Origin of the sequence: Pseudalkalibacillus sp. A8 (genome assembly GCF_045920555.1) — a bacterium.
Classification (GTDB): Bacteria; Bacillota; Bacilli; order Bacillales; family Fictibacillaceae; genus Pseudalkalibacillus.
This window is the reverse complement of sequence record NZ_CP174509.1, coordinates 5,087,946-5,113,189: the sequence shown is the minus strand read 5'-3', so window position 1 is coordinate 5,113,189 and position 25,244 is coordinate 5,087,946. Positions and strand designations below refer to the sequence as shown.

The 25,244-nt window shown below is 39.2% G+C and carries 23 protein-coding genes and 1 other annotated feature; of the genes, 17 read left to right on the top strand and 6 right to left on the bottom strand.

Annotation, left to right across the window (positions count from 1 at the left end; genetic code table 11):
• The first annotated feature begins 4 nt into the window (after nucleotides 1–4).
• The 14 genes from galT (at nucleotide 5) to ACJROX_RS25740 (ending at nucleotide 14,593) form a co-directional block, all read left to right on the top strand.
• A complete protein-coding gene (gene galT / locus ACJROX_RS25805; protein WP_408008074.1) occupies nucleotides 5–1,549 on the top strand; it encodes a UDP-glucose--hexose-1-phosphate uridylyltransferase in 1,545 nt (514 codons plus the stop codon).
• Nucleotides 1,546–2,481: a DUF5107 domain-containing protein gene (locus ACJROX_RS25800; RefSeq protein ID WP_408008073.1), complete on the top strand. Its 936-nt coding sequence runs from the start codon at nucleotides 1,546–1,548 to the stop codon at nucleotides 2,479–2,481. The genes galT and ACJROX_RS25800 overlap by 4 nt, the downstream gene beginning before the upstream one ends.
• A gap of 564 nt (nucleotides 2,482–3,045) precedes the next feature.
• Nucleotides 3,046–3,840, top strand: coding sequence for an IclR family transcriptional regulator (locus ACJROX_RS25795; protein WP_408008072.1), 795 nt, complete (start codon nucleotides 3,046–3,048; stop codon nucleotides 3,838–3,840).
• Nucleotides 3,841–3,854: 14 nt separating this feature from the next.
• Nucleotides 3,855–4,853 (top strand): DctP family TRAP transporter solute-binding subunit, encoded by a 999-nt coding sequence (locus ACJROX_RS25790; protein WP_408008071.1) that lies wholly within the window; start codon nucleotides 3,855–3,857, stop codon nucleotides 4,851–4,853.
• A 72-nt stretch (nucleotides 4,854–4,925) separates the two neighbouring features.
• A complete protein-coding gene (locus tag ACJROX_RS25785) occupies nucleotides 4,926–5,411 on the top strand; it encodes a TRAP transporter small permease (protein ID WP_408008070.1) in 486 nt (161 codons plus the stop codon).
• Complete coding sequence (locus tag ACJROX_RS25780) at nucleotides 5,408–6,754, top strand: TRAP transporter large permease (RefSeq protein WP_408008069.1); 1,347 nt, start codon at nucleotides 5,408–5,410, stop codon at nucleotides 6,752–6,754. Before ACJROX_RS25785 ends, ACJROX_RS25780 begins: the two co-directional genes overlap by 4 nt.
• Nucleotides 6,755–6,775: 21 nt before the next feature.
• Nucleotides 6,776–7,549, top strand: a complete 774-nt coding sequence (locus ACJROX_RS25775) for an SDR family NAD(P)-dependent oxidoreductase (RefSeq protein ID WP_408008068.1) — start codon at nucleotides 6,776–6,778, stop codon at nucleotides 7,547–7,549.
• A gap of 19 nt (nucleotides 7,550–7,568) precedes the next feature.
• Nucleotides 7,569–8,096: a PPC domain-containing DNA-binding protein gene (locus tag ACJROX_RS25770; protein WP_408008067.1), complete on the top strand. Its 528-nt coding sequence runs from the start codon at nucleotides 7,569–7,571 to the stop codon at nucleotides 8,094–8,096.
• Complete coding sequence (locus ACJROX_RS25765; protein WP_408008066.1) at nucleotides 8,050–9,531, top strand: class I adenylate-forming enzyme family protein; 1,482 nt, start codon at nucleotides 8,050–8,052, stop codon at nucleotides 9,529–9,531. The genes ACJROX_RS25770 and ACJROX_RS25765 overlap by 47 nt, the downstream gene beginning before the upstream one ends.
• A 5-nt stretch (nucleotides 9,532–9,536) precedes the next feature.
• Entirely contained in the window at nucleotides 9,537–10,673 is a 1,137-nt protein-coding gene (locus tag ACJROX_RS25760) for a thiolase C-terminal domain-containing protein (protein ID WP_408008065.1), read from the top strand.
• Nucleotides 10,674–10,675: 2 nt separating this feature from the next.
• A complete protein-coding gene (locus tag ACJROX_RS25755; protein ID WP_408008064.1) occupies nucleotides 10,676–10,996 on the top strand; it encodes an OB-fold domain-containing protein in 321 nt (106 codons plus the stop codon).
• A 329-nt stretch (nucleotides 10,997–11,325) separates the two neighbouring features.
• Nucleotides 11,326–11,493 (top strand): hypothetical protein, encoded by a 168-nt coding sequence (locus ACJROX_RS25750; protein WP_408008063.1) that lies wholly within the window; start codon nucleotides 11,326–11,328, stop codon nucleotides 11,491–11,493.
• Nucleotides 11,494–11,615: 122 nt separating this feature from the next.
• Nucleotides 11,616–11,859: a binding site (T-box leader), on the top strand.
• Between the two features lie 57 nt (nucleotides 11,860–11,916).
• Nucleotides 11,917–13,485 carry a 2-isopropylmalate synthase gene (locus tag ACJROX_RS25745; RefSeq protein ID WP_408008062.1) on the top strand — a complete coding sequence of 523 codons (1,569 nt, stop codon included), beginning with the start codon at nucleotides 11,917–11,919 and terminating at the stop codon, nucleotides 13,483–13,485.
• Nucleotides 13,486–13,804: 319 nt separating this feature from the next.
• Nucleotides 13,805–14,593 carry an ABC transporter ATP-binding protein gene (locus ACJROX_RS25740; protein ID WP_408008061.1) on the top strand — a complete coding sequence of 263 codons (789 nt, stop codon included), beginning with the start codon at nucleotides 13,805–13,807 and terminating at the stop codon, nucleotides 14,591–14,593.
• Between the two features lie 613 nt (nucleotides 14,594–15,206).
• Here ACJROX_RS25740 and istB read toward each other — a convergent pair.
• The 6 genes from istB to ACJROX_RS25710 form a co-directional block, all read right to left on the bottom strand.
• Nucleotides 15,207–15,965, bottom strand: coding sequence for an IS21-like element helper ATPase IstB (istB, locus tag ACJROX_RS25735; protein ID WP_408008060.1), 759 nt, complete (start codon nucleotides 15,963–15,965; stop codon nucleotides 15,207–15,209).
• On the bottom strand, nucleotides 15,962–17,491 hold the full coding sequence (gene istA / locus ACJROX_RS25730; protein ID WP_408008059.1) for an IS21 family transposase: 1,530 nt from the start codon (nucleotides 17,489–17,491) through the stop codon (nucleotides 15,962–15,964). The genes istB and istA overlap by 4 nt, the downstream gene beginning before the upstream one ends.
• A gap of 227 nt (nucleotides 17,492–17,718) precedes the next feature.
• Nucleotides 17,719–17,886 carry a hypothetical protein gene (locus ACJROX_RS25725; protein ID WP_408008058.1) on the bottom strand — a complete coding sequence of 56 codons (168 nt, stop codon included), beginning with the start codon at nucleotides 17,884–17,886 and terminating at the stop codon, nucleotides 17,719–17,721.
• 316 nt (nucleotides 17,887–18,202) lie between these two features.
• Entirely contained in the window at nucleotides 18,203–18,664 is a 462-nt protein-coding gene (locus ACJROX_RS25720) for a hypothetical protein (RefSeq protein ID WP_408008057.1), read from the bottom strand.
• Between the two features lie 374 nt (nucleotides 18,665–19,038).
• A complete protein-coding gene (locus tag ACJROX_RS25715; RefSeq protein ID WP_408008056.1) occupies nucleotides 19,039–19,308 on the bottom strand; it encodes a hypothetical protein in 270 nt (89 codons plus the stop codon).
• Nucleotides 19,309–19,716: 408 nt separating this feature from the next.
• A complete protein-coding gene (locus ACJROX_RS25710) occupies nucleotides 19,717–21,390 on the bottom strand; it encodes a sigma-54 interaction domain-containing protein (protein ID WP_408008055.1) in 1,674 nt (557 codons plus the stop codon).
• Nucleotides 21,391–21,578: 188 nt separating this feature from the next.
• On the opposite strand from ACJROX_RS25710, the gene ACJROX_RS25705 reads away from it, so the two are divergent.
• From ACJROX_RS25705 to ACJROX_RS25695, 3 genes are all read left to right on the top strand, one after another.
• A complete protein-coding gene (locus ACJROX_RS25705) occupies nucleotides 21,579–22,586 on the top strand; it encodes a proline racemase family protein (protein WP_408008054.1) in 1,008 nt (335 codons plus the stop codon).
• A gap of 307 nt (nucleotides 22,587–22,893) precedes the next feature.
• Nucleotides 22,894–23,778 (top strand): dihydrodipicolinate synthase family protein, encoded by an 885-nt coding sequence (locus tag ACJROX_RS25700; RefSeq protein ID WP_408008053.1) that lies wholly within the window; start codon nucleotides 22,894–22,896, stop codon nucleotides 23,776–23,778.
• Nucleotides 23,779–23,804: 26 nt separating this feature from the next.
• Nucleotides 23,805–25,244 (top strand): aldehyde dehydrogenase family protein, encoded by a 1,440-nt coding sequence (locus ACJROX_RS25695; protein WP_408008052.1) that lies wholly within the window; start codon nucleotides 23,805–23,807, stop codon nucleotides 25,242–25,244.

Sequence of the window (25,244 nt, the reverse complement as noted above, 5' to 3'; positions counted from 1 at the left end):
GGGGATGGACGTGAACATCTACAAAGAAATCGAACGTTTAATCCAATATGGGCTGCAAAAAAACATGATCTCCTTATGGGATGTCGATTTTATGCGAAATGCATTATTGGAGGTTTTTAAACTCGATGCAGCCGAACCAGTGACCATAGAAGTAGAAAAACTTGAGACACCGATCGTTATTCTGGAAAAGATGCTTGATTATGCGGTAGAGAAGCAGTTGATCCCTGATGACACAGTGACACAGAGGGATTTATTCGATACAAAAATCATGGGCAGATTAATTCCACGGCCGGGGGAAGTCATCCGTCAATTTTATTACCTTTACAAGAAAGCAGGTCCAGAAGAGGCGACCGATTATTTTTATGAGCTTGCAAAATCATCCCATTATATCCGGACGGACAGGGTCGCCAAAAATGTCAACTGGTCTAGCGCGACGTCTTACGGAGATCTAGAGATCACCATCAACCTCTCTAAACCGGAAAAGGATCCGAAAGCGATCGCTGCAGCAAAGGAAAATGTTTCTGTTTCCTATCCGAAATGTCTGCTCTGTAAGGAGAATGTCGGTTATGCAGGGAGACTGGATCACCCCGCGCGCCAGAACCATCGAATCATACCGATCGAGCTATCGGGCCAAAGATGGTTTTTACAATATTCGCCATATGTCTATTATAACGAACATGCTATCGTATTTTCAGAAGAACACAGTCCTATGAAAATATCAAAAGAGGGGTTTGAGCGGTTACTCCATTTCGTTAAAAAATTTCCTCACTACTTCGTTGGTTCCAATGCAGATTTGCCTATCGTCGGAGGATCGATTTTAAGCCATGACCATTTTCAGGCTGGCCAGCATCCATTTCCGATGGAGAAAGCTTCGATTGAGGAGTCCATGGATTTCGATGATTATCCCGGTATCAAGGTAGGGAAGGTGAAATGGCCGATGTCCGTCATTCGCCTGCAGGGCGAGGGCAGAGAGGAAATCGCGGATCTGGCTGATAGAATTCTTCAAAGCTGGAAGTCCTATGATGATGAGCGGTTAGATATTGTCTCTAAAACAGATGGAACACCACATAATACGATTACCCCGATCGCACGAGTAAGGGATGGGTTGTTCGAACTGGATTTGGTTTTACGGAATAATCAGACGAGTGCAACCCACCCGATGGGTATTTTCCATCCTCATGAAGAAGTGCATCATATCAAAAAGGAAAACATCGGTCTCATTGAAGTGATGGGCTTAGCTGTGCTTCCTGGGCGTTTAGTAGAAGAGATGGATATACTTGCCCAATATATGCTGGAAAATGAACTGGATACGAAAGCACTCCAAGATGATCGAACAAGCAAACATGTGGGTTGGGCGAAAAGAATCTTGGCTGCCCATGGACAATTAGACGAGGAAAACATTAAACACATTCTAGAGCAGGAAATCGGACGGACTTTTTCAAAAGTGTTGGAGCATGCCGGCGTATTCAAACGGACGCCAGAGGGGCAGGAAGGATTCAGGAGATTCTTGAAAACGGTGGAGTATTGTGAGCTGGAGGAACTTAGATGATCAAGCATTCGACATTCAAGGGAATCGATTCTATCATACTAGAAAATGACCAAATCCGATGTACGATCCTTCCTGCTTACGGCGGGAAAATGACAAGCTTATTTGATAAACAGGCGGGCTATGAGTGGCTCTATCAATCCAAGAATGTCCAATTGGAAATCCCACCCTATGGAGCTGATTATGCTGCTTTTGATTCCAGCGGCTTCGATGAAATCTTTCCTGGAATCGATCAGGGCCCGCATCCCAATGACCTTAAGATGATCCCCGACCATGGGGAAATATGGGCCTTGCCCTGGGATGTAGAAGAACGCGCTTATGGATTGGATCTTCAAGTGAAAAGCCCGGTCTTCCCTTATCGGCTTTTAAAACAAATCCGTTTGAAACCTGATGGGATTGAACTGAAATATGAAGCATTGAACGAATCCAATGAGGATTTTCCGTTCATTTGGACGGCTCACTCCCTGTTAAATATGAATCAGGCGACAAGCATTGCTCTTCCAAAGGATCTATGTGAAGTGATGACGGTGGAACACGCTTCGAAACATCTCGGTGAGTGGGGGACGATCCATCCCTATCCGTTGACGACTTCCAAAAGAACGAATCAGCCAATCGATTTGTCCGGGTTTGATCCTCTGGAAACCGATAATATGGAAAAATTCTATTTTACCGACCGTCTGAAAGAAGGTTGGTGTAAGGTTGTCCAGGAGGACATCGGCAGATCGCTTACATACCGTTACCCACCTAAAAATGTCCCGTACCTGGGCATCTGGAAAACGGAAGGCGGATACCGCGGAGAATATAATTTCGCCCTTGAGCCGTGTACAGGGGTTTATGATGACGTTTATGTCGCCAACAAAATGGATAAAGTCTCAAAGATTCCAGCTAAAGGGTCCTACACGTGGACTTTTGCTATAGAGATAGGTGGGCTATGATGAAATAAGGACCTTTCGTTCAAGATTGGTCCTTTTTTTAATCCGAGATTTTTAATGTGCTATATTGGCTGGTATTTGGTTTATTTAATTTTCTAAACCATTTCAAATAAAGTGGCTTGATCAAATGATCAGTGGAAGCGTACCCTCATCTTAGAGGCTGTTCAAAACAGAAATGGACTGCGAACGCTTAGTCATTCAAGAATCCCACCCCTCACACCGTAAGGTGTAGGGCTTGCGGCTTTAGCCGTGGGAGTCTCAATAAGTGTCATCTAGCTTATTCGAATAGTTCTATAAAGAAAGAGGTGTCAGTTCAGGTTCGGCATGCGTTACTACCTGTTTTGGTTCTCCCACTCTGTTATTAATTTCAATTGAAAGTCCGCTTTTGAATAAACCCATCAGCTGCATACGCTTATCCAAAACTATTAAGTAATTTTTAAATTGATTAAATATTATCAAAATAATTTTCAGAAATGATTTACTTTTTAGAAAAATACATTTATTATAAGATTTATTAAGTGAAACTTTGGTTTTACATAGTAAAACTCATAGAAGTGGGGAGTGGTAGTGGATTATCATATCAAAAGTGTAGAAAGAGCTTTCGAAATTATGAAAGCGATTTCAATCGAACCTTTAACTCCGGCAGAACTTTCAATCAAACTCCAAATAAACAAAAGTACGATCCATCGTTTTTTATCTACCTTGATTAATCTAGGCTATGTTGAAAAACTTTCAAATCACTCCATTCGGCTAACGCAATCATTCATCAATCTTGGTATTAATGCTCAGAAACAATATGAAGTTTTTAATACTGCCCGACCTTATCTAGTAAAACTTGCAGAAGAATTTAAAGAAAGTGCACTGCTTTCTGTCTTTAATGGCACTGAAGTGCAATATGTGGATAAAGTAGAAAGCCCTCACGCAGTAAGAACAGTATTTGATCCTGGTAAAAAAGCCCCTGCATATGCCGTCGCTTCGGGCAAGATGTTCCTATCTTCCTTGGGGGAAAATGAACTTGAATATTACTTAGACAATCAGGTAATGACCGCTTTTACCGATAATACATTGACTGATAGAGATAAATTAAAAAAAGAAATCGCAAAAATAAAAGAAAAAGAATATGCACTTGACAATGAAGAATATGAAATTGGGTTAAGAGGATTTGCATGTCCGATAAAAGATTATCGAGGGGATGTCATTGCTGCCCTATGTATAGCTGGAATAGCACCGAGATTAACAGATAAACAAAGAATCAGCAAAATCGTACAAGCCTTGCTTTATGCTTCTAAAGAGGTTTCATTACAATTGGGATTTCAGAATGATTTATGTAAAAGCAGTTATGTAAAAAATTTAAAAGTATAGAGGGGGAAGGAACATTGAAGAAGATTTTACTTGGGATCATTTTATCAGCTTTAATACTAGCGATGACAGCATGTAGTAATGGTGGAAATGCAGAGGATAAAACGTATGATTTAGATATGTCAGTAACAGTAGGAGAAGCATCAACATGGTATAAAGCAGCAGAAAAACTGGCTAAGGATGTAGAAGAACGATCGGACGGTCGTATTACCATTTCAGTCTATCCGAATGAGCAGCTTTCAGGGGGGGATTCTGGTACAGCGGTAGAACAGCTATCGCAAGGCACGCAAGACATGTCCTATAACTCTACGATTATTTATTCAATCATGGACCAGCGGTTAGGTGTGCTTAGTGCTCCGTTCTTATTTCCTGATTTAGATACTGCCTATTCCTTGCTTGATGGGGAAGGAGGAGAAATGATTAAGGATATTATTAGAGAAAACGGCGTAGAACCGCTAGGATTCGGTCAAAACGGGTTCCGCCAGATAACAAATAGTGTACATCCGATTAAAACTCCCGAGGATTTGAAAGGACTTAAGATTAGGATTCCTGGAATCAATATGTACACAGACTTATGGAGAAGCTTCGGTACCGACCCGACCACTATGACCTTTTCTGAAGTTTTTACCTCTTTACAGCAAGGAACTATTGATGGACAGGAAAATCCAGTTGATGTTATTCATTCCTCTCAATTGAATGAGGTACAAAATTATATGACTGTTTGGGACTATTCCTTCGATCCATTAATTCTGGGAATTAATAAAGATTTATTTGATTCCATGAGTAAGGAAGACCAGCAGCTCATGAGGGATGCTGCAGCAGAGGCCAATGCTTACCAGATTGAACAAGCCCAAAAACTTGAAACCGAACAACTGAAGGAACTGGAATCCAAAGGTATGGAAATTTACAAACTCACCGAAGAGGAAAAAGCTGCGTTTCAGAAAGTGGTAGAACCGATTTATGATGAGTATAAAAGTATCTGGGGAGAAGAGCTACTCAATGCCTTTAAACAATAAAAATAGAGAGGCAATCCCAAATCGAAAAGGGATCGCCTCTTTTTTCTAAAATCATTTATGAGGGGGGATAAAATGAGTAAAGCACTGTTATACATCGAATATACTATTCTCGCATTATGCTTATCAACTATGGCTATTATTACATTTGCTAATGTACTCTCAAGGTTTATTTTTAATTTTTCAATCGCTTTTACAGAAGAAGTTACGGTCAATTTGTTTGTGATCCTTACTTTTGTTGGGGCTTCTATCGGCATATATAAAGGCGCACACCTTGGATTCAACCTGGTCTATGAACGTTCGAGCAGCTTTAATAAAAAAATGAGCAGTATTATCATCGGTGGATTAATTGTTCTTTTCTTTGCGATCATTGCTTACCATGGATTTGGAATCGTTCAGTCACAGATGGACAGAGGGCAAATCACACCTGCGCTCGGCTGGCCTCAATGGGTATTTACCCTAGGACTTCCTATCGGATCTATTTTATGTATAATTCGGACAATTGAAACAACAGTTAAAAGCATTAACGGAATAAAGAATGAGAGTGTGAGAGAATTATGACAGAGTTAATATTGTTTGGCACATTTTTTATTCTTGTACTGTTTAATATGCCGATCGCCTTTTCGTTAGGATTAGCAGGTTTAGTAATCTTATTCTTGGACCGAGGGTTTGCTGCATTAGAATTAATCCCAAGTATCATGTATGCAAGTATTTCATCTTTTACTCTATTAGCGATTCCTTTTTTTGTCTTGGCAGGTGTTATTATGGAGTATGCTGGAATCTCTAAAAGATTAATTGACTTTGCCAATGTATGTGTTTCCCATCGTAAAAACGGTATAGCGATTGTGACTATTATGACCGCTTTGTTCTTTGCCGCAATCTCTGGCTCTGGACCAGCGACTGTAGCTGCAATTGGTGGCATTTTAATTCCTGCATTAGTTAAAAATGGTTATCCCAAACCAACAGCTGCAGCATTGGTGGCAAGCTCTGGTTCAATCGGTATCATCATTCCTCCAAGTATTGCTTTCATCATATTTGCAGTTATCGCAAGTGACACTGTCCCGATTACAATCAGCCGGATGTTCATAGCGGGTATCATTCCTGGCCTATTACTTGGTTTAGCGTTATTGATTACCTGCTATATTTTCATGAGAAAAAGACAGGGTTCCTTAGCTGAGGCTGCAGCATCATTAGAAGGTGAAGGAGTCAGCAGCCATACCAGTTCAACAAGGCCTCCGTTTAAAACGTTAATCAAATCTTTTTATGGTGCCTTATGGGGTCTGCTAATCCCGGTTATTATCCTTGGTGGAATTTACGGAGGAATTTTCACACCGACTGAAGCTGCGGTCGTTGCAGTGTTCTATGCGCTGTTTGTCGGCCTGGTAATCTATAAAGAGCTTAACTTAAGGCTTCTCCCGAAAATATTAATTGATGCAGGGGTCCAAACAGCAATCATCATGATTATTGTTGGTGCAGCATCGTTCCTTTCCTATATTATCACCACACAGCGGATGGCTCAAAACATATCAGATATTATGCTATCTATTTCAGATAGCAAAATTATTATTCTGCTGTTAGTCACTCTTATATTACTGATCGTCGGTGCTTTTATTGATGCTATTTCTGCCTTATATTTGTTTGTTCCAATCTTTTTACCAATCATGCTGGAAATCGGGGTCGATCCGACCACATTTGGTGTATTCATGATTGTTAACTTAGCGATTGGATTGTTCACCCCGCCAGTGGGATTGAATTTGTATGTAGCCTGTGGAATTTCGGATCTATCCTTAAGACAAGTTACAACCGGAATTTTCCCATTTCTAATTGCATCAATAGTCGTTCTTCTTTTGCTTACCTTTGTTCCAGCATTATCGAACTGGCTTCCAAATTTGCTAAATATGTAACCTATTTCAGGAGGGAATTAAATGTCTAAAAATCTCGAAAATAAAGTAGCGATTATTACTGGAGGATCGCGGGGGATCGGCGCAGCTTCTGCAAAGGCACTGGCAAGAGAAGGGGCACATATTGTATTGGTTGACCTTCTAGAATGTGAGGAGACTAAACAGGAGATCCAGGATATTAATCCTGAAACCCGAGTACTGATCTACAATATTGATATACGTGAAAGAGATCAAGTAGAACAAGTCGTAAATGAAACTGCACGAGACTTTGGTCGTATCGATATTATTGTGAACAATGCTGGCACTTGTTCACGCTTGGATTTAGAACACATGAATGATGAGATGTGGTTTCGGGATATCAACACCAACCTCAGAGGAACTTTTCTTTTTTCCCAAGCAGCCATCTATCCTCATATGAAAAATCAAGGATACGGAAAAATAATCAACATTAGCTCTATTTCAGGAATCATGGGGGGGCCTTTTTCGGGAAAAAAGGATGAAAGTGGAGAAAATGGACGCTCCGGACCAGCTTATGCTGCTTCAAAAGGTGGTGTGATTGCAATGACCAAATGGATCGCGAAAGAAGTTGGAGAACTTGGAATTAATTGTAACAGCATTGCTCCTGGTCCTGTGGAAACGGCAATAACAAAAGGTATGAACTATCAGTTGAATCAGGCTATTAAACGGATGGGTACACCTGAAGACATTGCTGAAGCAGTTGTTTATTTAGCATCATCTAACTCGGATTATATTACTGGGGAAGTATTAAAAGTATGCGGCGGTTCCGCTATTGGATAGAATCAGGGAGGAGGCAGGCATGCTGCGGCAAAGTCATTCCTTTCGTGCTGAAGAAACCTTTACCGTCTATGGCTCCCTTTCTGAGGGTTCTGATTTAATGGAAGGTATTTTAGCTGAATGTAATAAGCACAGGATTACATCTGGATTCGTAACCTGTATTGGCTCGTTGAAAGAAGTAGGATATGTTCTATTTCAAACTAATAATGGCTCCCCTTCCGGTTATGGAAGAGAGATTAAGATACAAAACCCGGTCGAACTTGTTCACTGTTCAGGGTTTATCTGTCATGACGAAAATGATGAGCTAGATCTTCATCTTCATGGTCTTGTTGTTGAAGAAAATGGAAAAATAAGCGCAGGACACTTTGTCCGGAAAAAAAACCCTACCCTAATCACAGTAGAATTTGCGATTACATATGGAAAAGGTATCATTGCTTCGCGAACGTTTGATAAGGGGTTAGGATTTCGGGTTATCAACTTTTCAAAACAAGGGAGGGAAACACTTGGAAACACTGGGGTCCTTAGCAAGAAAAACACTGACTCAATATAGTGAAAAACCTGCAGTGAAAGATTCCCGAGGAACAATTACGTACAATCAACTTCGAATAAATGCTTGTCGGCTGGGACATGCCTTGCTAGAAGAAGGATTAAAAAAGGGTGATCGGGTAGCCATTTTAATGTCTAACCGGAGGGAACATGTGGAGTTGGACATCGCCATTTCTTTGACTGGCTTGATTAAGGTTCCTGTTAATTACCGCCTTCATCCAAAAGAGTTCGAGTACATCATTGAAAATTCCCAGGCATCGATTCTTATCGGTGAAGCATCACTCATTGATTCTGTTCGGAGTCCGGTAAAAAAAATCGATATTGATTCCGAATACCTCTCTTTCTTGGAAAATAAAAGTGAGGAATTTCCAAATATTAATGTTAAAGAGGACGACTTATTTGCCCTTATGTATACGTCTGGTACAACAGGCAAACCAAAGGGTGCTATGCTTACTCATCGTAATATGATATCCAGTGCTCTGTCGCTTAATATGGTGTGTCAGATTACCAGCGAGGATACAATCGGACACGTTGCACCTTTAACTCACGGAAGTAACTTTTTATCTCAGTGTTCGTTGTTTTTCGGTATAAAGCAAGTAATTTTCAATAAGTTTAATCCAGAAGATTTTTTGGATGAAATTGAACAAGAAGCAATTTCGATCATCTTCCTCGTACCAACACTTGTAAACCTTATGATACATGCTCATAATTTTGATCCGCGGAAGCTTCGACACATTAAAACAATTAATATGGCAGGCTCCCCAATTGCTGTCGATAAGCTGAACAAAGCTTTAGATTTAATCGGTCCAAAATTTGCAGAAACATATGGTCTGGTAGAAGCGCCTATGGTCATTACAATGATGCCGAAAAACGAGCTGAGAAACCATCCTGATTCATGTGGAGCAATAGGTCCATTTGTAGAGTTGAAAATTGTGGACAGTAGTGGAGTAGAGGTGTCGAATGGGGAGATTGGGGAAATAATTTGCAAAGGATCCCTTGTGATGAAAGGATATTGGAATAATGAAATGGCCTCGAACGAATCCATCAAAGGAGGATGGTTCCATACTGGTGATATGGGGTGGAAAGATGATACAGGATATGTCCGATTGGTTGACCGAGCTAAAGATATTATCATTACTGGCGGATTGAATGTATATCCCAGGGAAGTGGAGGAAGTTTTAAACCAGCATCCCGCTGTAAAGGAAACTTGTGTATTTGGTATCCCTGATGATAAATGGGGTGAATCGATTTGTGCTCATGTCGTATTAAAGGAGCCTTTCCTTACAATAGTTGAACAGGAGCTCATTTTACTATGCAAAGAACATCTAGCAAACTTTAAGAAGCCTCGCCTCATTAAAATAGTTTCAGAGTTGCCTAAGAACAGCTATGGAAAAATCTTACGAAAAGAATTACGTAAAAAATATCAGCTTCAGGGGTGAAAAAGATGTCAAGTGTATCTGTAATCGGCAGAGGGATAACAACCTTTGGAAAAAAGGATGAATCGATCAAATCAATGTTAATTAAAGCTTGTAGGGAAGCACTGCTGGAAGCAGGGAGGCCTAATGTAGATGCCGTCTTTGTCGGGAATTTTGCCTCGGGCTCTCTTGCCAACCAGGAGATTCTCGGATCGGTTTTAACGAATGAACTCGGACTCGGGAACGTTCCTTCTGTCAAGATGGAGGGGGCATGCGCTTCTGGTGGACTCGCTTTTCGTCAGGCATACCAGTTGGTTAAAGCAGGGGAATATAAGACAGTACTCGTTGCTGGAGCTGAAAAAATGACAGGGCTTGATACGGAGACAGTTACTAATGCCATTAATTTAGCAATGGATAATGACTCCAATGAAGGTTCCACCGGTCTAACTTTTCCAGGCTTCTTCGGTGTACTAGCTAATCGATATATGTATGAATATGGGGCAGAAAAAAGGCATCTTGCAATGGTGGCCCTTAAAAATAGAGAATATGCCATTGCAAATCCTATTGCCCAATTCAGGAAGGAAACTTCATTAGAGGAAATTATTAACTCACGGCTCATAACCGATCCTCTTGGTCTGTTTGACTGTTCACCTATTTCTGACGGTGCAGCAGCTGTTGTTATTCAAAAGGGGCAAAACGGTGTTGAAATTCTATCTTCAGGCCAAGCCTCTGGAACCCCCCTTATGCAAGAGGTAGAAGACCTTTTGCATATTTCAGCAACGTATGAATCGGCACAAAAAGCGTATGAAGCTGCAGGACTTGGACCTAAGGATATTGATGTAGTCGAACTACATGATTGCTTCTCGATGACCGAAATCATTGCAATTGAAGAATTAGGATTCTTTGAAAAAGGAAAAGGCTGGGAGGCACTCGAAGCAGGATTAACCAAGCATGGAGGAATCATTCCGGTGAACACAAGTGGTGGGTTACTCTCAAAGGGCCATCCCATTGGTGCAACTGGAATTGCCCAGATTGTTCAAATTGTTGACCAACTTAATGAAAAGGCAGCCAACCAAGTTGAAAATGCCCGAATCGGGTTAGCACAAAATCTTGGAGGTACAGGTGCGTATTCTACTGTTCATATCTTCCGTAAAAAAGGAGCGTAACTATGAAACTGAAATCGAAGTATTGCCACAACTGCAAACGACTTATCAGTGTTGATAAATATCAGTGTCCTGTCTGTTTTACTGAAGATTTAGAAATTAGAGAGCTAAGTGGCAAGGGAAAAGTCTTTTCCTATACAAATATATACGCCGCTCCAAAGAAGTTTTCTGATAGTGTTCCTTATTTTATTATACTTGTTGATTTGGAAGAAGGATTACGCGTGACTGCAAGATATAATGGTAAAGAAATGGAGATAGGAAAAAAAGTAGAACTAGACACTATAGAAGAACGTGCCTATTTTTTTAAACCACAGGTAGGATACTAACAAAAAAATCTAAACAACGTTTTTTCACCACCATTTTAGTTAAAGACATCACCTCATCCAGGCAAACATTGAAGTGACGAAGCCCCTAGTTTTATTAGTCATAAGGATCGAGGTGAATATTATAAAAGTAAAAAATAATTCAATAAGACCATAGAAAAAGATAGTATAAACAACTATAATATTACTAAAAAATTAACGAAACGCTATGATATCCCAGTCATAGTAGCACAGGGAAATTATGATATACTTACACCTTACTTGATTAAGGATCTCTTATTAAACACATATATTTTAATAGATTAAAATTCTGTCTGTTAAGAGGTTCATAAGTGGATCTAAGTTTCACTATTATTTATAGCATGTTACCTCAATTTGTAGATAAATTAATAGGGAATACAACAGGGCAAGTATTTATTTTGGGAATTATTACAATGGTTCAGGTATTGGTTATGTTTGTTGGGATTAGTATTTTATCTGATAAATACGCTCTTTATTAGTAAACAACTCTATTATTGCAAAGAGAATAACGTTATAAAAGGATCAATATTGGGGTTTATTGTATTACAGATTGCGTTTAGGACAGTGAACGGGAATCCAAGTATTGCAAATAATTAAATAATAATAAGCAAAGATTGGAAATAGTAGAAGGATGTATAAGCTTTTCAGAGAGCCGATGGTTGGTGAGAATCGGTAGTTATTGCCTTTGAACTCATCCAAGAGCTACTCGCTGAACATTATAAGTAGGGGATGTCGGTTTTCTACCGTTATGAAGATAGGTGGTGATAGCTGCCGAAAATGAGTGGGTTAATTATGTAATGATTAATCAATTAGAGTGGTACCGCGAGCAAAGCCTCGTCTCTATATTTTTATAGAGACGGGGCTTTTTTTATACATTAATATGACAAAGGAGTGTTTCTGAAATGACGAGAAAAATTTGGGTGTTTGATACGACTTTAAGAGATGGAGAGCAAGTTCCAGGTGCTAAGCTCAATTTGTATGAAAAACTAGAAGTAGCACAGCAGCTAAAGAAGCTAAAAGTTGATATTATTGAAGCCGGTTTTCCTGCGTCTTCAGCTGGCGATTTTAATGCTGTGAAAGAAATTGCCATGAAAGTAGGAAATACTGACAACATTATGATCACAGCATTAGCAAGAGCAGTAAAGGCTGATATTGATGCTGTTTATAATAGTGTGAAATATGCTGAGAAACCGTTAATCCATATAGTTTTAGGCACTTCAGACATTCACGTGGTAAAGAAATTTGGGAAATCGAAAAGTCAAATTTTAGATATCGGTGTTGATGCAGTAAAGTATGCAAAAACATTTCTGCCAGATGTACAATATTCAACAGAGGATGCGTCTCGCTCCGAGTTTGAATATTTATGGGCAACGATTGAAGCTGTTGTAAAGGCAGGAGCTACTATTATTAATGTGCCCGATACAGTTGGCTATGCCGAGCCGGAAGAGTTTGGTGACCTAATCTTTAAACTAAATGATCGCTTGAAAAATTTGAATGATAAAGTGCTTTTAAGTGTCCATTGTCATAATGATCTTGGGATGGCAACCGCTAATACGTTAGCTGCAATTAAAAATGGTGCGGATAAAGTTGAATGTACGATTAATGGCATTGGTGAACGTGCAGGGAATGTTGCACTAGAAGAGGTTGTGATGGCAATTAATACGCGCTCATCAGTTTATAACGCGTACACAAATATTAATACAAAAGAAATCATGAACACATCTAGGTTGGTAAGTAGTTTAATGGGACTTGATGTACAAGTAAATAAAGCCATTACAGGAGATAATGCCTTTGCTCATTCTTCAGGTATACACCAAGACGGTTTATTAAAAGCAAGAGATGCCTACGAAATCATTAGCCCGATTGAAGTCGGCTTAGATGATATGGAACTTGTTTTAACCGCTCGTTCTGGACGTCATGCGGTGAAAATAGCGCTTGAGAAATTAGGTTTTAATCAGTTAACTGATACACAATTTGAAGGGATATTTGAAGATTTTCTTAAATTAGCAGATGTGAAAAAAGAAGTATATAATCATGATTTATATGTCATCGTTGAGAACTATTATACAAAAATTGATAATCATAATCAGAATATGATGCACTATAGTGATAATTTTTATGAACTAATGGACTTGCAAGTGATTAGTAATACAAATTTCCCGTCTGCAAGTGTGAAGGTTAAAAAGGGCGATCAAATATTGAAAACCAGTGCAGTTGGTTCTGGCCCGATTGATGCTTTGTATTCTGCTATTACAGGAATTAGTGATTTAGATATTAAATTGATTGAATACAATATTAGCAGTGTATCAAGAGGTAAGGAAGCATTAGGGAAAGTGAAGATTCAAGTGGAATACAGAGGAGAAAAATATGTTGCCAAAGCAACAGATACGGATATTATGAAAGCAAGTGCATTTGCGTATATCAGTGCTGTAAACAGTATTGTGGTTGATACTTTACTTCCGGTTGAATAGATAACACTTTTTCTATTGCTTTTATCTCCTGTTAGATTAAATGAAAATTCAAATGCTCTACTCTTGAATGACTAAGCTATTATAGAAAAACAGAGATTCATCTAGGAGAGAATATAGATGAAGGAAAGTGCAAAAGTAGTGCACAAAATTGCATGGTTTATGTTAATTTCATAATAGGATCTTGGAACAGTTTTCAACAGGAGTCACGAGATTAAAATGAACTTTTTCCCGTTTTCCTGTAGCTGACATTGTTTAACTGAAAGAACTCCTTGATTTAATTAACACGTTCAACGGCGGTTCAATCGAAAGGAAGTCAAAAATGATTTTAACACTAGAAAATGTTTCATTAATACGGAATGGAAAGTGGATTATAGAGAATATTAATTGGAAAGTGAAAAAAGGAGAGCATTGGGTATTGTTCGGTCTAAATGGGGCTGGGAAAACGGCGTTGTTGAACATGCTGAACGCCTATTATTTTCCTACAAAAGGAAAAGTAAAGGTCCTCGGGAGAGAGTTTGGCAGAGCGCCACTGGCTGAGCATCTGCGGACTAAGATTGGCCTCGTTTCTTCCTCTTTACAGCAAAAGCTGTATCCTGCAGATAATGCATTTGAAGTAGTCTTAAGTGGTGCATTCGCTTCGATCGGACTTTACGAAACGCCAACTGATGAGATGAGACAAAAAGCTATTTCATTATTAAAAGAGTTAGGGTGTTTCGAATATGCGAATCAGGAATATGGATCCTTATCCCAAGGAGAGAGACAACGGGTTTTAATAGCCAGAGCACTGATGGCAGATCCTGAATTGCTGATTTTAGACGAACCTACAAATGGGCTTGACTTTATTGCAAGAGAACATCTGTTAGAAGGAATTGAATCCATTGCTAAAGGTTCAGGGGCGCCAACGATTCTTTATGTGACTCATCATGTCGAAGAGATTTTGCCCACTTTTGGAAAAACACTTCTCTTAAAAAAGGGCACTGTATTTGGTTCAGGAGAAACAAAAGAAATGCTTTCAGAACAAATTCTCTCCAAGTTTTTTGACATTCCTGTTGAGGTAGTATGGAGTAATGGCAGACCTCTATTGTCAAAAAAGGTAACGTTTAGCTAAACTTTGGTAAAGCAACTATTCAGAAACTCAACAGATACCCTATCCATTTTAGGAATTTTCTGTTACCCACGAGAAAACACCTCTAAAAAGTCGTTTTTTGTTTATATACGACCTCTGAAAACGAAGGTAGAAGGGAAAAAATACGGCAGCATCAAGTAGGCGTTACGGACATGGGTAAAACCCAATGACTTCGCTGAAAAGTTAAGGTGGCTTAGCCAACTTGGTTTTGTCCATGGTTGTTCGAGTACGCAGACCCTTTACCGAGGTTGAACAAAAGAAAGTTATTCAACATCGGGTAGTGGTGATTCCTTGACTATTACACTTTGAGACCTGAACACAGTGTTTCCCCATAGCGGTGCACAAAAGCCCTCTCTCCCAGGATTAATATGGAGATAGGGCTTTTGTGAAATTTGTGAATGAAGAAGTGTATACTACCTCGGGCAGCCGGACACTTTTCCTTAAATGTTGTTTTTGTCAATATTAATTTGAGCCAGAACGATCACTTTAAAAGTGAGCCACTTTGATATTCCTTGCTCCCAGTAAAGGGAATGAATGGAAGGTATAGGGGTCTTGCCCCGGAGAGGGGCAAGACCCCTATACCTTGTTGTCCGTATTACTCTTCTTCCTTTGATTGCTGGTTCATACTTTGCCTAAAGCGATACGACTCCCCATTTAGTAGATGAATATGCGAACGGTGGGTTAGCCGATCTAGGAGAGCTGCCGTCATTTTTTCGTCCCCAAAGATGCTTGTCCATTCAGTGAATTCTAAGTTGGTCGTAATGATCGTACTGGCACGTTCATATCTACTCGAGAAAAATTGAAATAGTAATTCAGCCCCCACTCTGGAGAAGGGAACGTATCCAAGCTCATCTACGATGATCACATCTAATTTGAGCCACTTCTTTTCTAGCGTATTTAATTGATGTTCTTCTTTGGCCATCAATAATTCTTCCACTAGTTCAGAAGCTGTAATAAATTTCACCTTATATCCATTCTGAATCATTTCGATTCCAAGTCCGGTTGCCAAGTGAGTCTTTCCGGTACCACTATTCCCAAGAAAGATGATGTTCTCATTCTTCTCTACAAATTCTCCTTTTGATAACGTGAGAAAACGATTTCGATTTAAACTAGGCATTAAACTAAAATCATAGGCATCTAATGTTTTTGGGACTGGAAAGGAAGCTTGTTTCAGCCGTCTTTGTTTCTTGTTTTCTTCTCTCTTCTGTAGCTCAATCTCTAAGAGTGCCAGGAGATATTCTTCATATCGCAGGTTTCGCTCTTCCGCCTCTCTTGCGAGAGAACGATAATTTTGTGAGATAGTTGGAGTTCTAAGTTGTTTGGTAATGTGATCCACTAATAATTCTACGTTCATTTCATACGCCCTCCAGTCAACTGTCCGTATTGTTCGACATTCGATTTCTGGATTTTATAGTCTAGTAGACTCGTAGGCATTTTTTCTTTAGATAGATCGTGAATGGGGAAGGATCGATTCATAAGTTTCTGAATCCTATCATGGACCACTTCATAACGGTAAATTTCTGTTTTCTCAGCTTCTTCTAAAGCTAGCGTTAATGTGTTCATACCAATCTCACGATGAAGGAGGAGAAGACGTATAAACTTCCGATCCCCTATGGCTCCTTCTTGTTCCCTCATCTTACGATGAAAACGTCTGAAGACATTTGGAATCTCATCTGATTGAAAGGCATGGGCATCCCGGATCGCTCGTGGTTTCTTCAATAACGCTTCTAAATAATGATTAAGAACAGTGGTCATTTCATTCCGTTCGTAAGAACGAGTGTGTTCTGCGATCACTTGGTTTTGAGCCACAACGATCACACGGTCGACAAAAATTTTGGCCCATACAGCTTGTCCTACATAGCTACATGGAACCGAATATTGATTCGTCTCAATAGTGATTAATGACGTTTTACTTACCTGACAAGAAACAAGTTTACATGCTTCGAACTTATTATTCGGAAGAGAATAGAGCTGCTCTTTTTCTTGTACCCACATCTGTTCAACCGTTTCTTTGGTATAGGGAACCTTTGTCCGACCAGCTTCTTTCAGACACCATTTCTCTAGGTAGTCATTTAGTTCTTCCAAAGACTGTATTTCTGGATATGGGACCAGGGCATTTCTCCTGATATATCCGACAGTTCCCTCAATTCGTCCTTTTTCATTACCGGATCTTACATTACAGAACTCTGCCTTAAAGAGATAATGGGCTTGTAAGGCCATGAAGGCTTCCTGTTCTAATCGATCCCGACCTTTAAGTATTTTTTGAACAGCTGTTTTTAAGTTATCAAAAAGTCCTTCTGTTGGAACGCCTCCAAAGAATTCAAACGCATGGACAAAACCATCCAGGAACGCTTCTTGCTTTTCATGTAGATACGCCCTTACAAACCGTAAACGGCTAGCTGATAATTGAATACAAAAGAGGAAGACCCTTCGGGTTTTTCCCTGAAGGATAATATCGGCTTCTCCCCAATCAAATTGAAACTGTTGCCCGAGTTGAAATTCAAGTGGGATAAAGACTTCTTGCATCTTTTTCTTTCGCTTAGCGACAACCTTTCGAATGTTTGATGCTGATCCTCCAAAATCATATTCATCTACTAATCTTCGATAGATTTTGGCAGCTGTATGCTTTTGTTTTCCCCACCGTTTTAGATCATCTTCAAGCCACTGATCAATTATCGGTAAAACTCGTTTCGTCTCGTCTGAAGACTCCTTGGTTTTATAGACTTTCTGTCGATACAGCGTTGTCGGAGATTCTGATTTCTTAAGATACTTACTGACTGTATTTCTTGAAATCCCCAGTTTTTGGGCAATTTGTCTTTGGGATTGTCCTTCTACCTCGTTCAAATATTTGATACGATGGAATTGAGCCACGTCAATCATCCTTTTCTTCCTCTCTCTATGTAGATGGTTTGGTCACTTTCTATCATAGAAGAGGTTATTGAATTTGGAAATTGGGTGGCTCACTTTTTATGTGATCAAACTCTTGATGAGTGGCTCAAAACTAAATTATCAAATACAAATGTTACCTAGACGTGATGTTATTTGTGAATCGCGCCCTATTTGTGGAAGATCGTTATTAAAGTAAAGCCCCCAATAGTTAAATAACCTTATTCTTCAAGTACAATTTCTTCTGCCGAACATATTCGTATTCTTGGTTCGTTACACTCTCCAGAAAGATTAACCTTTAAGTTAACTCCTGGCTTTAATTTCTCGAAACTAACTGTTTCTTTATTTTCGTTAGAAATTTTAGTGTTTTCACCTACAGTAACCCTCATTTGTTCTTCATTTTCATTTACCTTTTTTGTTAAGTCTAATAATACTTATTATGCTCGTTATTTACTTCGGTAACAATCCTAGCAATTTCATAATTTCCGTCTGTTGGCTCATTTTCTGTTTCTTCGTTTATTAATTTATTAACTTGTTTAATTGAACTTTCAAATAGAGAATAAATGGTATGTGTGTCTTCTGAATTCATAATAGCGAAACAAGAAAAAGGGTGCCGCAACAACCCTTTGTTTAACTATAGAACCCGTTACTTAAGTGAATTGGTTCACAATGATATATTTATTTGCTGTTTTATAATTGATTATTTCAATTTCTTTTATTTTCAATAATATATTGGAATCCATATAAGATAAAAGCTTTGTAAAACATATAAAGAAAAAATTGAAAGTGATTTAATCTAACTAACTTAGCAACTTTTAGCTTTTCTGTTAACTTTGCTATCACAAAGGCAAAGAAAGCATCTACAATTGCATTAAGTGAAATAAACTTTTTAAAATTTCCATATGTCCATTTTAATATCCATATTGTACCTACAAAAAAAGGTCCAATATTAAAAGGAAATTCTCCTGAAATATATGAGTTCGGTTTATTATAAAAAACCCACCATTTTCGCTTTTTTCCAATTTTAACATTTAATGCTTCAAAAATAATAATAAATATAGATGCAGGAAGGAATCTTTTTATACTACTCCTTCCAACAAACGGTAAGGATAACCACGAAAGTAAAATCATTGCAATATTAAAGAACCACTGATTTTTAAATGACATTTTAATGTAAACCTCCATTCCTTCCTTAGAATTTCACCTCCTAATTTTTTTATTCCTTAGGGTAAATTAATGGAATTGCTTATTTAAGTAAACTGCTTCTTTAGTTTAACAAAAAGGCACTTATCCTTTTTGAAGATAAGCACCCTATAGTTGAACAAGAATTATTTTAGATATGGAAAATAATGTGGAATAGCCTTTAAAGCTAATTGGTATTCGCAAATCATAAAAAGAGATGTTTACTGAATCACAGGGCTCCGCACTGTTGTGACAGTTAGCGTGGTAGGAATCACTGCTGCCGTTGTAGACGGGTTGCCAGTAGCGCTTATCGGAGTCTCTTTATTACTGATTACTGAGTGCAAGAGTATTTATTAGTCCTAGGCATCAGTCTTCGTTGAAATACAGAGGGTAAGATGATTACCCTGTTCAATAGTTTGCCCAGGTGAATCAGAAAACTTAAGCTCCATTTCCCCAACTTTCACGATAGCGTGCGCAACGGAATCCTTTAATTCGGCAGGAAAAGACATCGGCATTTCTCCGTAAGTTTGCATACTTATCACTTCGGCTTCCAATACTTCCTCGTAAAATCGAATCATGTCCTTTGCATTTCCATTCGTCATAAAATAGGGTGTCATTCGCATTGTCATAATCTGTAATCTCCTTCATATTCTAAAATTATAACATTTGAATAATCTGTGTATTTCTTTTCGATTGCTATTTTACTTTTAGCAATAACTTAACTAAGTTGTTAAACTATCCTGCCACGATAGTTTAAGTACATTTATTCACAATCTCTCCCATAAATTTCAACATAAATATCCATTTAATTTAAAAATGAGTCCACGATCTGGCCCTATTCTTAAGTAACAAATGGGATCACTCTTATAGAAAATTGGGGTTCTGAACCTACCATCAGCAATTATGTCTATTAATTTCCTGAAAGAATTCTTGCCGTATCCCCTTTACAGCCAATAAACAAAAAAGAGGGGTTTTCACTGTCTTATTCTTTAGCAATTCTTTTTATAATATCTTCATAGATATTATTATGATGTAATTTACTTTATTGGGATGTTCAACCGTTTCATTCTGTTATAAAGAGTGGCTCTGGTAATTCCTAGAGCATCAGCTGTCACATGTTTTTTACCAGACATTTTCTTAAGCGTATTTATGATGATTTCTCTTTCACAATCCTCCAATTGTTCTTTTAATCCTTGATCGCTATAAGGGTTCACAAATCGTCTGTTCCGGTGTTCTTCTTCCAGGAACGGCAAGTCTTCTCTCTGAAGGACACCATCAACAGAAAATACAACCAATCGTTCGATCACGTTCCGAAGCTCCCGGACGTTCCCGGGCCAGGTATGGTTCAATAAATCCTTCATAATTTGTTGAGAAATGCCATGGATCGGCCGGTGATACTTTGTGGAGAATTCATATAAAAAATAGTGGGTCAACTCAATAATGTCCTTGGTCCGGTCTTTTAGAGGAGGGATGACAAGGTTGACGACATTCAATCGATAGTATAAGTCTTCTCTGAATTTCCCTTCCGTGATCAGTTTTTTCAGGTCCTGATTTGTCGCTGCAATGATGCGGATATCGGCTTGGAGTTCTTTGGTTCCACCTACTGCATAATAAGACCTCTCTTGAATCACCCTGAGAAGCTTGACCTGCATCTCAAGTGGCAATTCACCGATCTCATCCAGAAAAAGTGTTCCACCCTTAGCCAGTTCAATCTTCCCTTTTTTCCCTTTTTGATCAGCGCCTGAAAATGCACCTCTTTCATAACCGAATAACTCACTTTCGAATAAAGAAGACGGGATTGCACCACAATTGATCGGGATGAAAGGGGATGATTTTTTCTCTCTAAGATCATGTATTGCCTTTGCAAATAGTTCCTTTCCCACACCGCTTTCTCCTTGGATCAGAACCGTCGCATTAGTCGAAGCAAGACGCTTTGTTTTGTTGATTGTTTTCTTTAAAGATCTGCTGCTCCCTCTGATTTTTTCAAAAGGGTTAGTGGATAAATTCAATTTAGCTACCTGGCGTTCCAAGTGGTGGAGTTTTGCAGATGTTTGGGACAACTCCTGATTCAGCTTGACTTGACTGGTTATATCTATTTCAGAAGCTACGGCACCAATCGTTTTTCCGCCGATCTTGATGGGAGCGGTATTGATCAATACAAATCGATCAGACCTAGCCAAGTGTTGGTGACGGTGAAGTGCTTTTCCCGTTTTTAAAGTCTCTAATATTTCAAGCTTGTCTTCATCGAAAAAATCAGTCATCGGTTTTCCAAGTATATTTTCTTTATTTATCGAAAAGATTTCTTCTGCTTTTTCAGTCCAAACCCTTACGATTCCATTATTGTCTACTACTGAAACAGAGGCTTCCATCGTTTCCATGATGGCATTGTAGTAGGCAAATAAGCATTGATAGGAAAGATGGAGTCTTCTAAAAAATATATCTCGATCGATATAACCCATAGTGTTATTCTTTTGATCTCTCACTAAAGCAAAAGGATAGTCAGTCAAAAGTTCAATCAATTCCTCAGTACTACAATCCGAGGTTATCCAGGTGCTTTTTTGTGGAGTTTTTTGCTTGTACTTGGAGAAAAGTTCGTCATTTTTATAGAAAAAAGTTAATCGTTCATTCATACTTGCTTGTTTAGTAGCTTTTTCTTGAAACGTAAAATCTTTCTTCAGAAGCTCTTTAACCTGTGGCAGTTTAAAAGGCATCCTTCCACCTCCCCGAATGTAAAAAATAAATCCATCATTATAAATAATACACCTATTTTTTATTGAACTATAAAAAAACAAAAGATTTTGTCAATTTTAGTCACTTTACTCCTTTTTTAAAAAGAGTGGAACAATTCTTGCATTGTTATTTATGAAAAGAAATAAGCTGCTATAAGGAGTGGTTGAAAATGGAATTCAATCGAATGTTGACGACAGTTGATACACACACAGCGGGTGAACCATTAAGGATCATCACAGGTGGATTGCCGATGATAAAAGGGGATTCGATTTTAGAAAAAAGAGCTTATTTTAAAGATCAGTTGGACATGATCCGGAAGATCTTGATGCATGAACCAAGGGGTCATCATGGGATGTATGGCTGTATCGTGACACCACCGGAAAATAAGGACTCAGATTTTGGAGTATTATTCATGCATAATGAGGGGTTAAGTACGATGTGTGGACATGGAATCATAGGAGTTGTTACTGCTGGAATTGAAATGGGGTTCCTTGAAACCAACGGGCAAGGATCTTCTATTTATACCATCGATAGTCCAGCTGGTAAAATCACTGCGGAAGCTGTATATGACAACCATAAAGTATCATCAGTATCCTTCATCAATGTTCCATCCTTTGTCTATAAGGAAGATTTTGAAATTTCCATAGATCATAAAACCATTAAGGTGGATATCGCTTTTGGTGGAGCGTTTTATGCTATTGTTCAGGCAAGAGATCTGGATTTGCAAGTGGAAATTCAACAGCTTTCCGATATCCAGAAATGGAGCAGATTAATAAAAGAAGAAATTGAAAAGACCCTTGATGTGAAGCATCCTTTAGAAGACAAGCTTCAAGGGATCTATGGTGTCATTTTCTCGGATGAGCCTAAGAAAAAGGAATCGCATTTACGAAATGTTACCGTGTTTGCTGATCAACAAATCGATCGATCTCCATGTGGGACCGGAACAGCAGCTAGAATGGCCGCTTTATATCAAAAAGGTAAATTGAAAGAGAAACAACCGTTTGTTCACGAGAGTATCATTACAAGTCAACTGAAAGGTGAAATTATTGAATCTGCCAAAATTGGACCATTTTATGCTATTATTCCTAAAATCAGTGGATCAGCATTCATTACGGGGAGTCATCAATTTTTCGTCGATCCTTCTGATCCCCTCTCGGAAGGTTTCTTATTAGGATAAACAGAGAGAATCTAAAAAAGAAATGCTTAAAGATTACGTGCGAGTCATGTAATCTTCTTTTATTTCAAGAAACGTATAAATATTTTTACATTGTATAAATGTTTATACATTATTTATCACAGTTTTGATCATATAACCATTATTGTGCATTAAGAAGTTCCCTTAAGATTCGTGCAACTTAGGTTTAGGCTTCACCAAAGGCTTGACTTTACCAAGTTTTCTTTAGATGGCATGAATCTTGCATTATTCTAAGGTGAACGGGGTAAATTCTGTTCGAACTTGCAAACTATCAGAAGGGAGTATTTATATGAAACATTTTGAAGGGATCCATGTTGCACTGGTAACACCGATGACGGAGGACTATGAGGTTGATTACAGAAGACTCTATGAAACTTCGGAGTGGTTGATTGAAAAGGGTATACATGGTCTGATTCCTGGCGGTTCACTTGGAGAATATGCCGTACTATCCAATGACGAAAGAGCTAAGGTTGTAGAAACTGTCATCGATGCTGCAAAAGGTCGTGTACCTGTTTCAGTAGGTTCCGGAGCTCCAGCAACCAGTCAAGTCGTAAAATGGTGTGAACATGCGAAAGGCCTTGGAGCATCAGGGATTATGGCGCTTCCACCGATTAATTACAAGCCGCTGGAACATGAAATCGTAGAACATTATCGCCAAATTTCAAATGTTGGTTTACCAGTCATCGCTTATAACAATCCTAGGGATTATCCGACTGATCTGACACCAGAATTTTTAGCAGAGTTAGAGAAAATCGAAAATGTGGTTGCCGTTAAAGAGTTTTCCGGGGATGTCCGGAGAGTTCACGATATTTTAGAAAAGACCAGTCTGGAGGTACTTATCGGGGTTGACGATCTTTCCCTGGAAGGACCTTTAATGGGGGCTACAGGTTGGATTGCCGGTGTCCCTAATGCGCTTCCTGAGGAGTGTCTTGAGTTGTTTCAACTCGCAAGGGAGGGTAATGTTGAAAAGGCTTTGCCATTGTACAGAAGCCTTTTACCATTGTTCCATTACGATGCAATTCCTCAGTTGGTACAAGCCATCAAATACATGATGGAGCTTAATGGTCAACCAGTAGGTCCGACAAGACCACCTCGTTTGAAACTGGATGATAAAACGTACCAGGACATCAAACATTTCTTTGATAAAGCCCGAAGCACCTTACAAAATCAATAATCTTTTTTGAAGGAGATGTAAATCCAATGGAAACAACAAACTGGATCGGAGGAGAATGGGTCAAACCAGGAGGTCAACAACGTGATGTCATGAATCCTTCAAATCTTTCCGAAAAGGTCGGTACCATTCACTTTTCTGATGAAACGGATATTATAGAAGCTGAGGCTGCTGCTAAAGAAGCTTATCGGAAATGGTCCTCAATGCCCGGGGCGAAGAGAGGGGACGTACTTTACGAAATGGCAGCAGTGCTGGAAAAAAACATGACGGATATTGCTGAATTGGCAAGTTCAGAAATGGGAAAACCCATTACGGAAATGAAAGGAGAAGTTCTCAGAGGCGTTCAATTGCTTCGCTATTATGCAAGTGAGGGTGTCCGATCGCAGGGTAATCTCGTCCCCTCATCGGATGTGAATGTATTGCAATACACGAAGCGTGTTCCATTAGGAGTGGTGGGGCTCATTACACCATGGAATTTTCCTGTCGCTATTCCGATCTGGAAAATAGCTCCAGCATTGATTAGTGGTAACACGATACTCTGGAAGCCGGCTGAGCCTGCTTCTCTTACTGCTTTCCGTTTAGGGGAGCTTTTTGCTGAAACGAGTTTACCTGAGGGCGTCGTAAATATCATAATCGGTAAAGGCAGGGATGTAGGAAATGCACTGTTGGAAAAAACGGAAATAAATGCTGTCAGTTTCACAGGTTCCACCTCCACGGGTCAAAGAGTGGCTTCGATATGCGCGGCTCGTAATATCAAATATCAAACCGAGATGGGTGGAAAAAATGCAGCTATCGTGTTAAGAGATGCAGACTTTCAGAAAGCAGCATCCATGGTGGTAAGCGGCGCGTTCCGTTCAGCGGGGCAGAAATGCACAGCGACAAGCCGGATCATTGTTGAAAAAGAAGCCTATGAGCCATTTGTTGAAGCTTTAAAAGCGGAAATGGAGGCTGTCAAAGTGAATCATGCCCTGGATATGAATGCCTATATGGGTCCTGTTGCATCAAAAAGTCAATTTGACAGTGTATCTGAATATCTTTCAGTTGCAAAAAAGGAAGCAGAATTGGTTATTGAAAAAGAAATCGAGCAAGGGAACGTCAATGGATATTTTGTTAATCCGATGGTTGTGACAGGAATCGGCCCTGATCACAAACTGGTGCAGGAGGAGGTCTTTGGCCCTCTTGCGGTGATCCTTACCGCTGAGGATTTTGAAGAGGCGATATCATTAGCCAATCAAACCGTGTATGGGTTAAGCGCATCGATTTTCACTCAGGATTTGTCTAAGGCTCATCGGTTCCTAGAGGAAGCTGATGCCGGAATGGTAAGAGTGAATCAAGAAACAGCAGGAGTTGAATATCAAGCACCGTTCGGAGGGATGAAAATGTCAAGCTCCCATACTCGAGAACAGGGACAGGCTGCCCTTGATTTCTACACCACTTTAAAAACATGTTCGATTAAACATACATTTTAG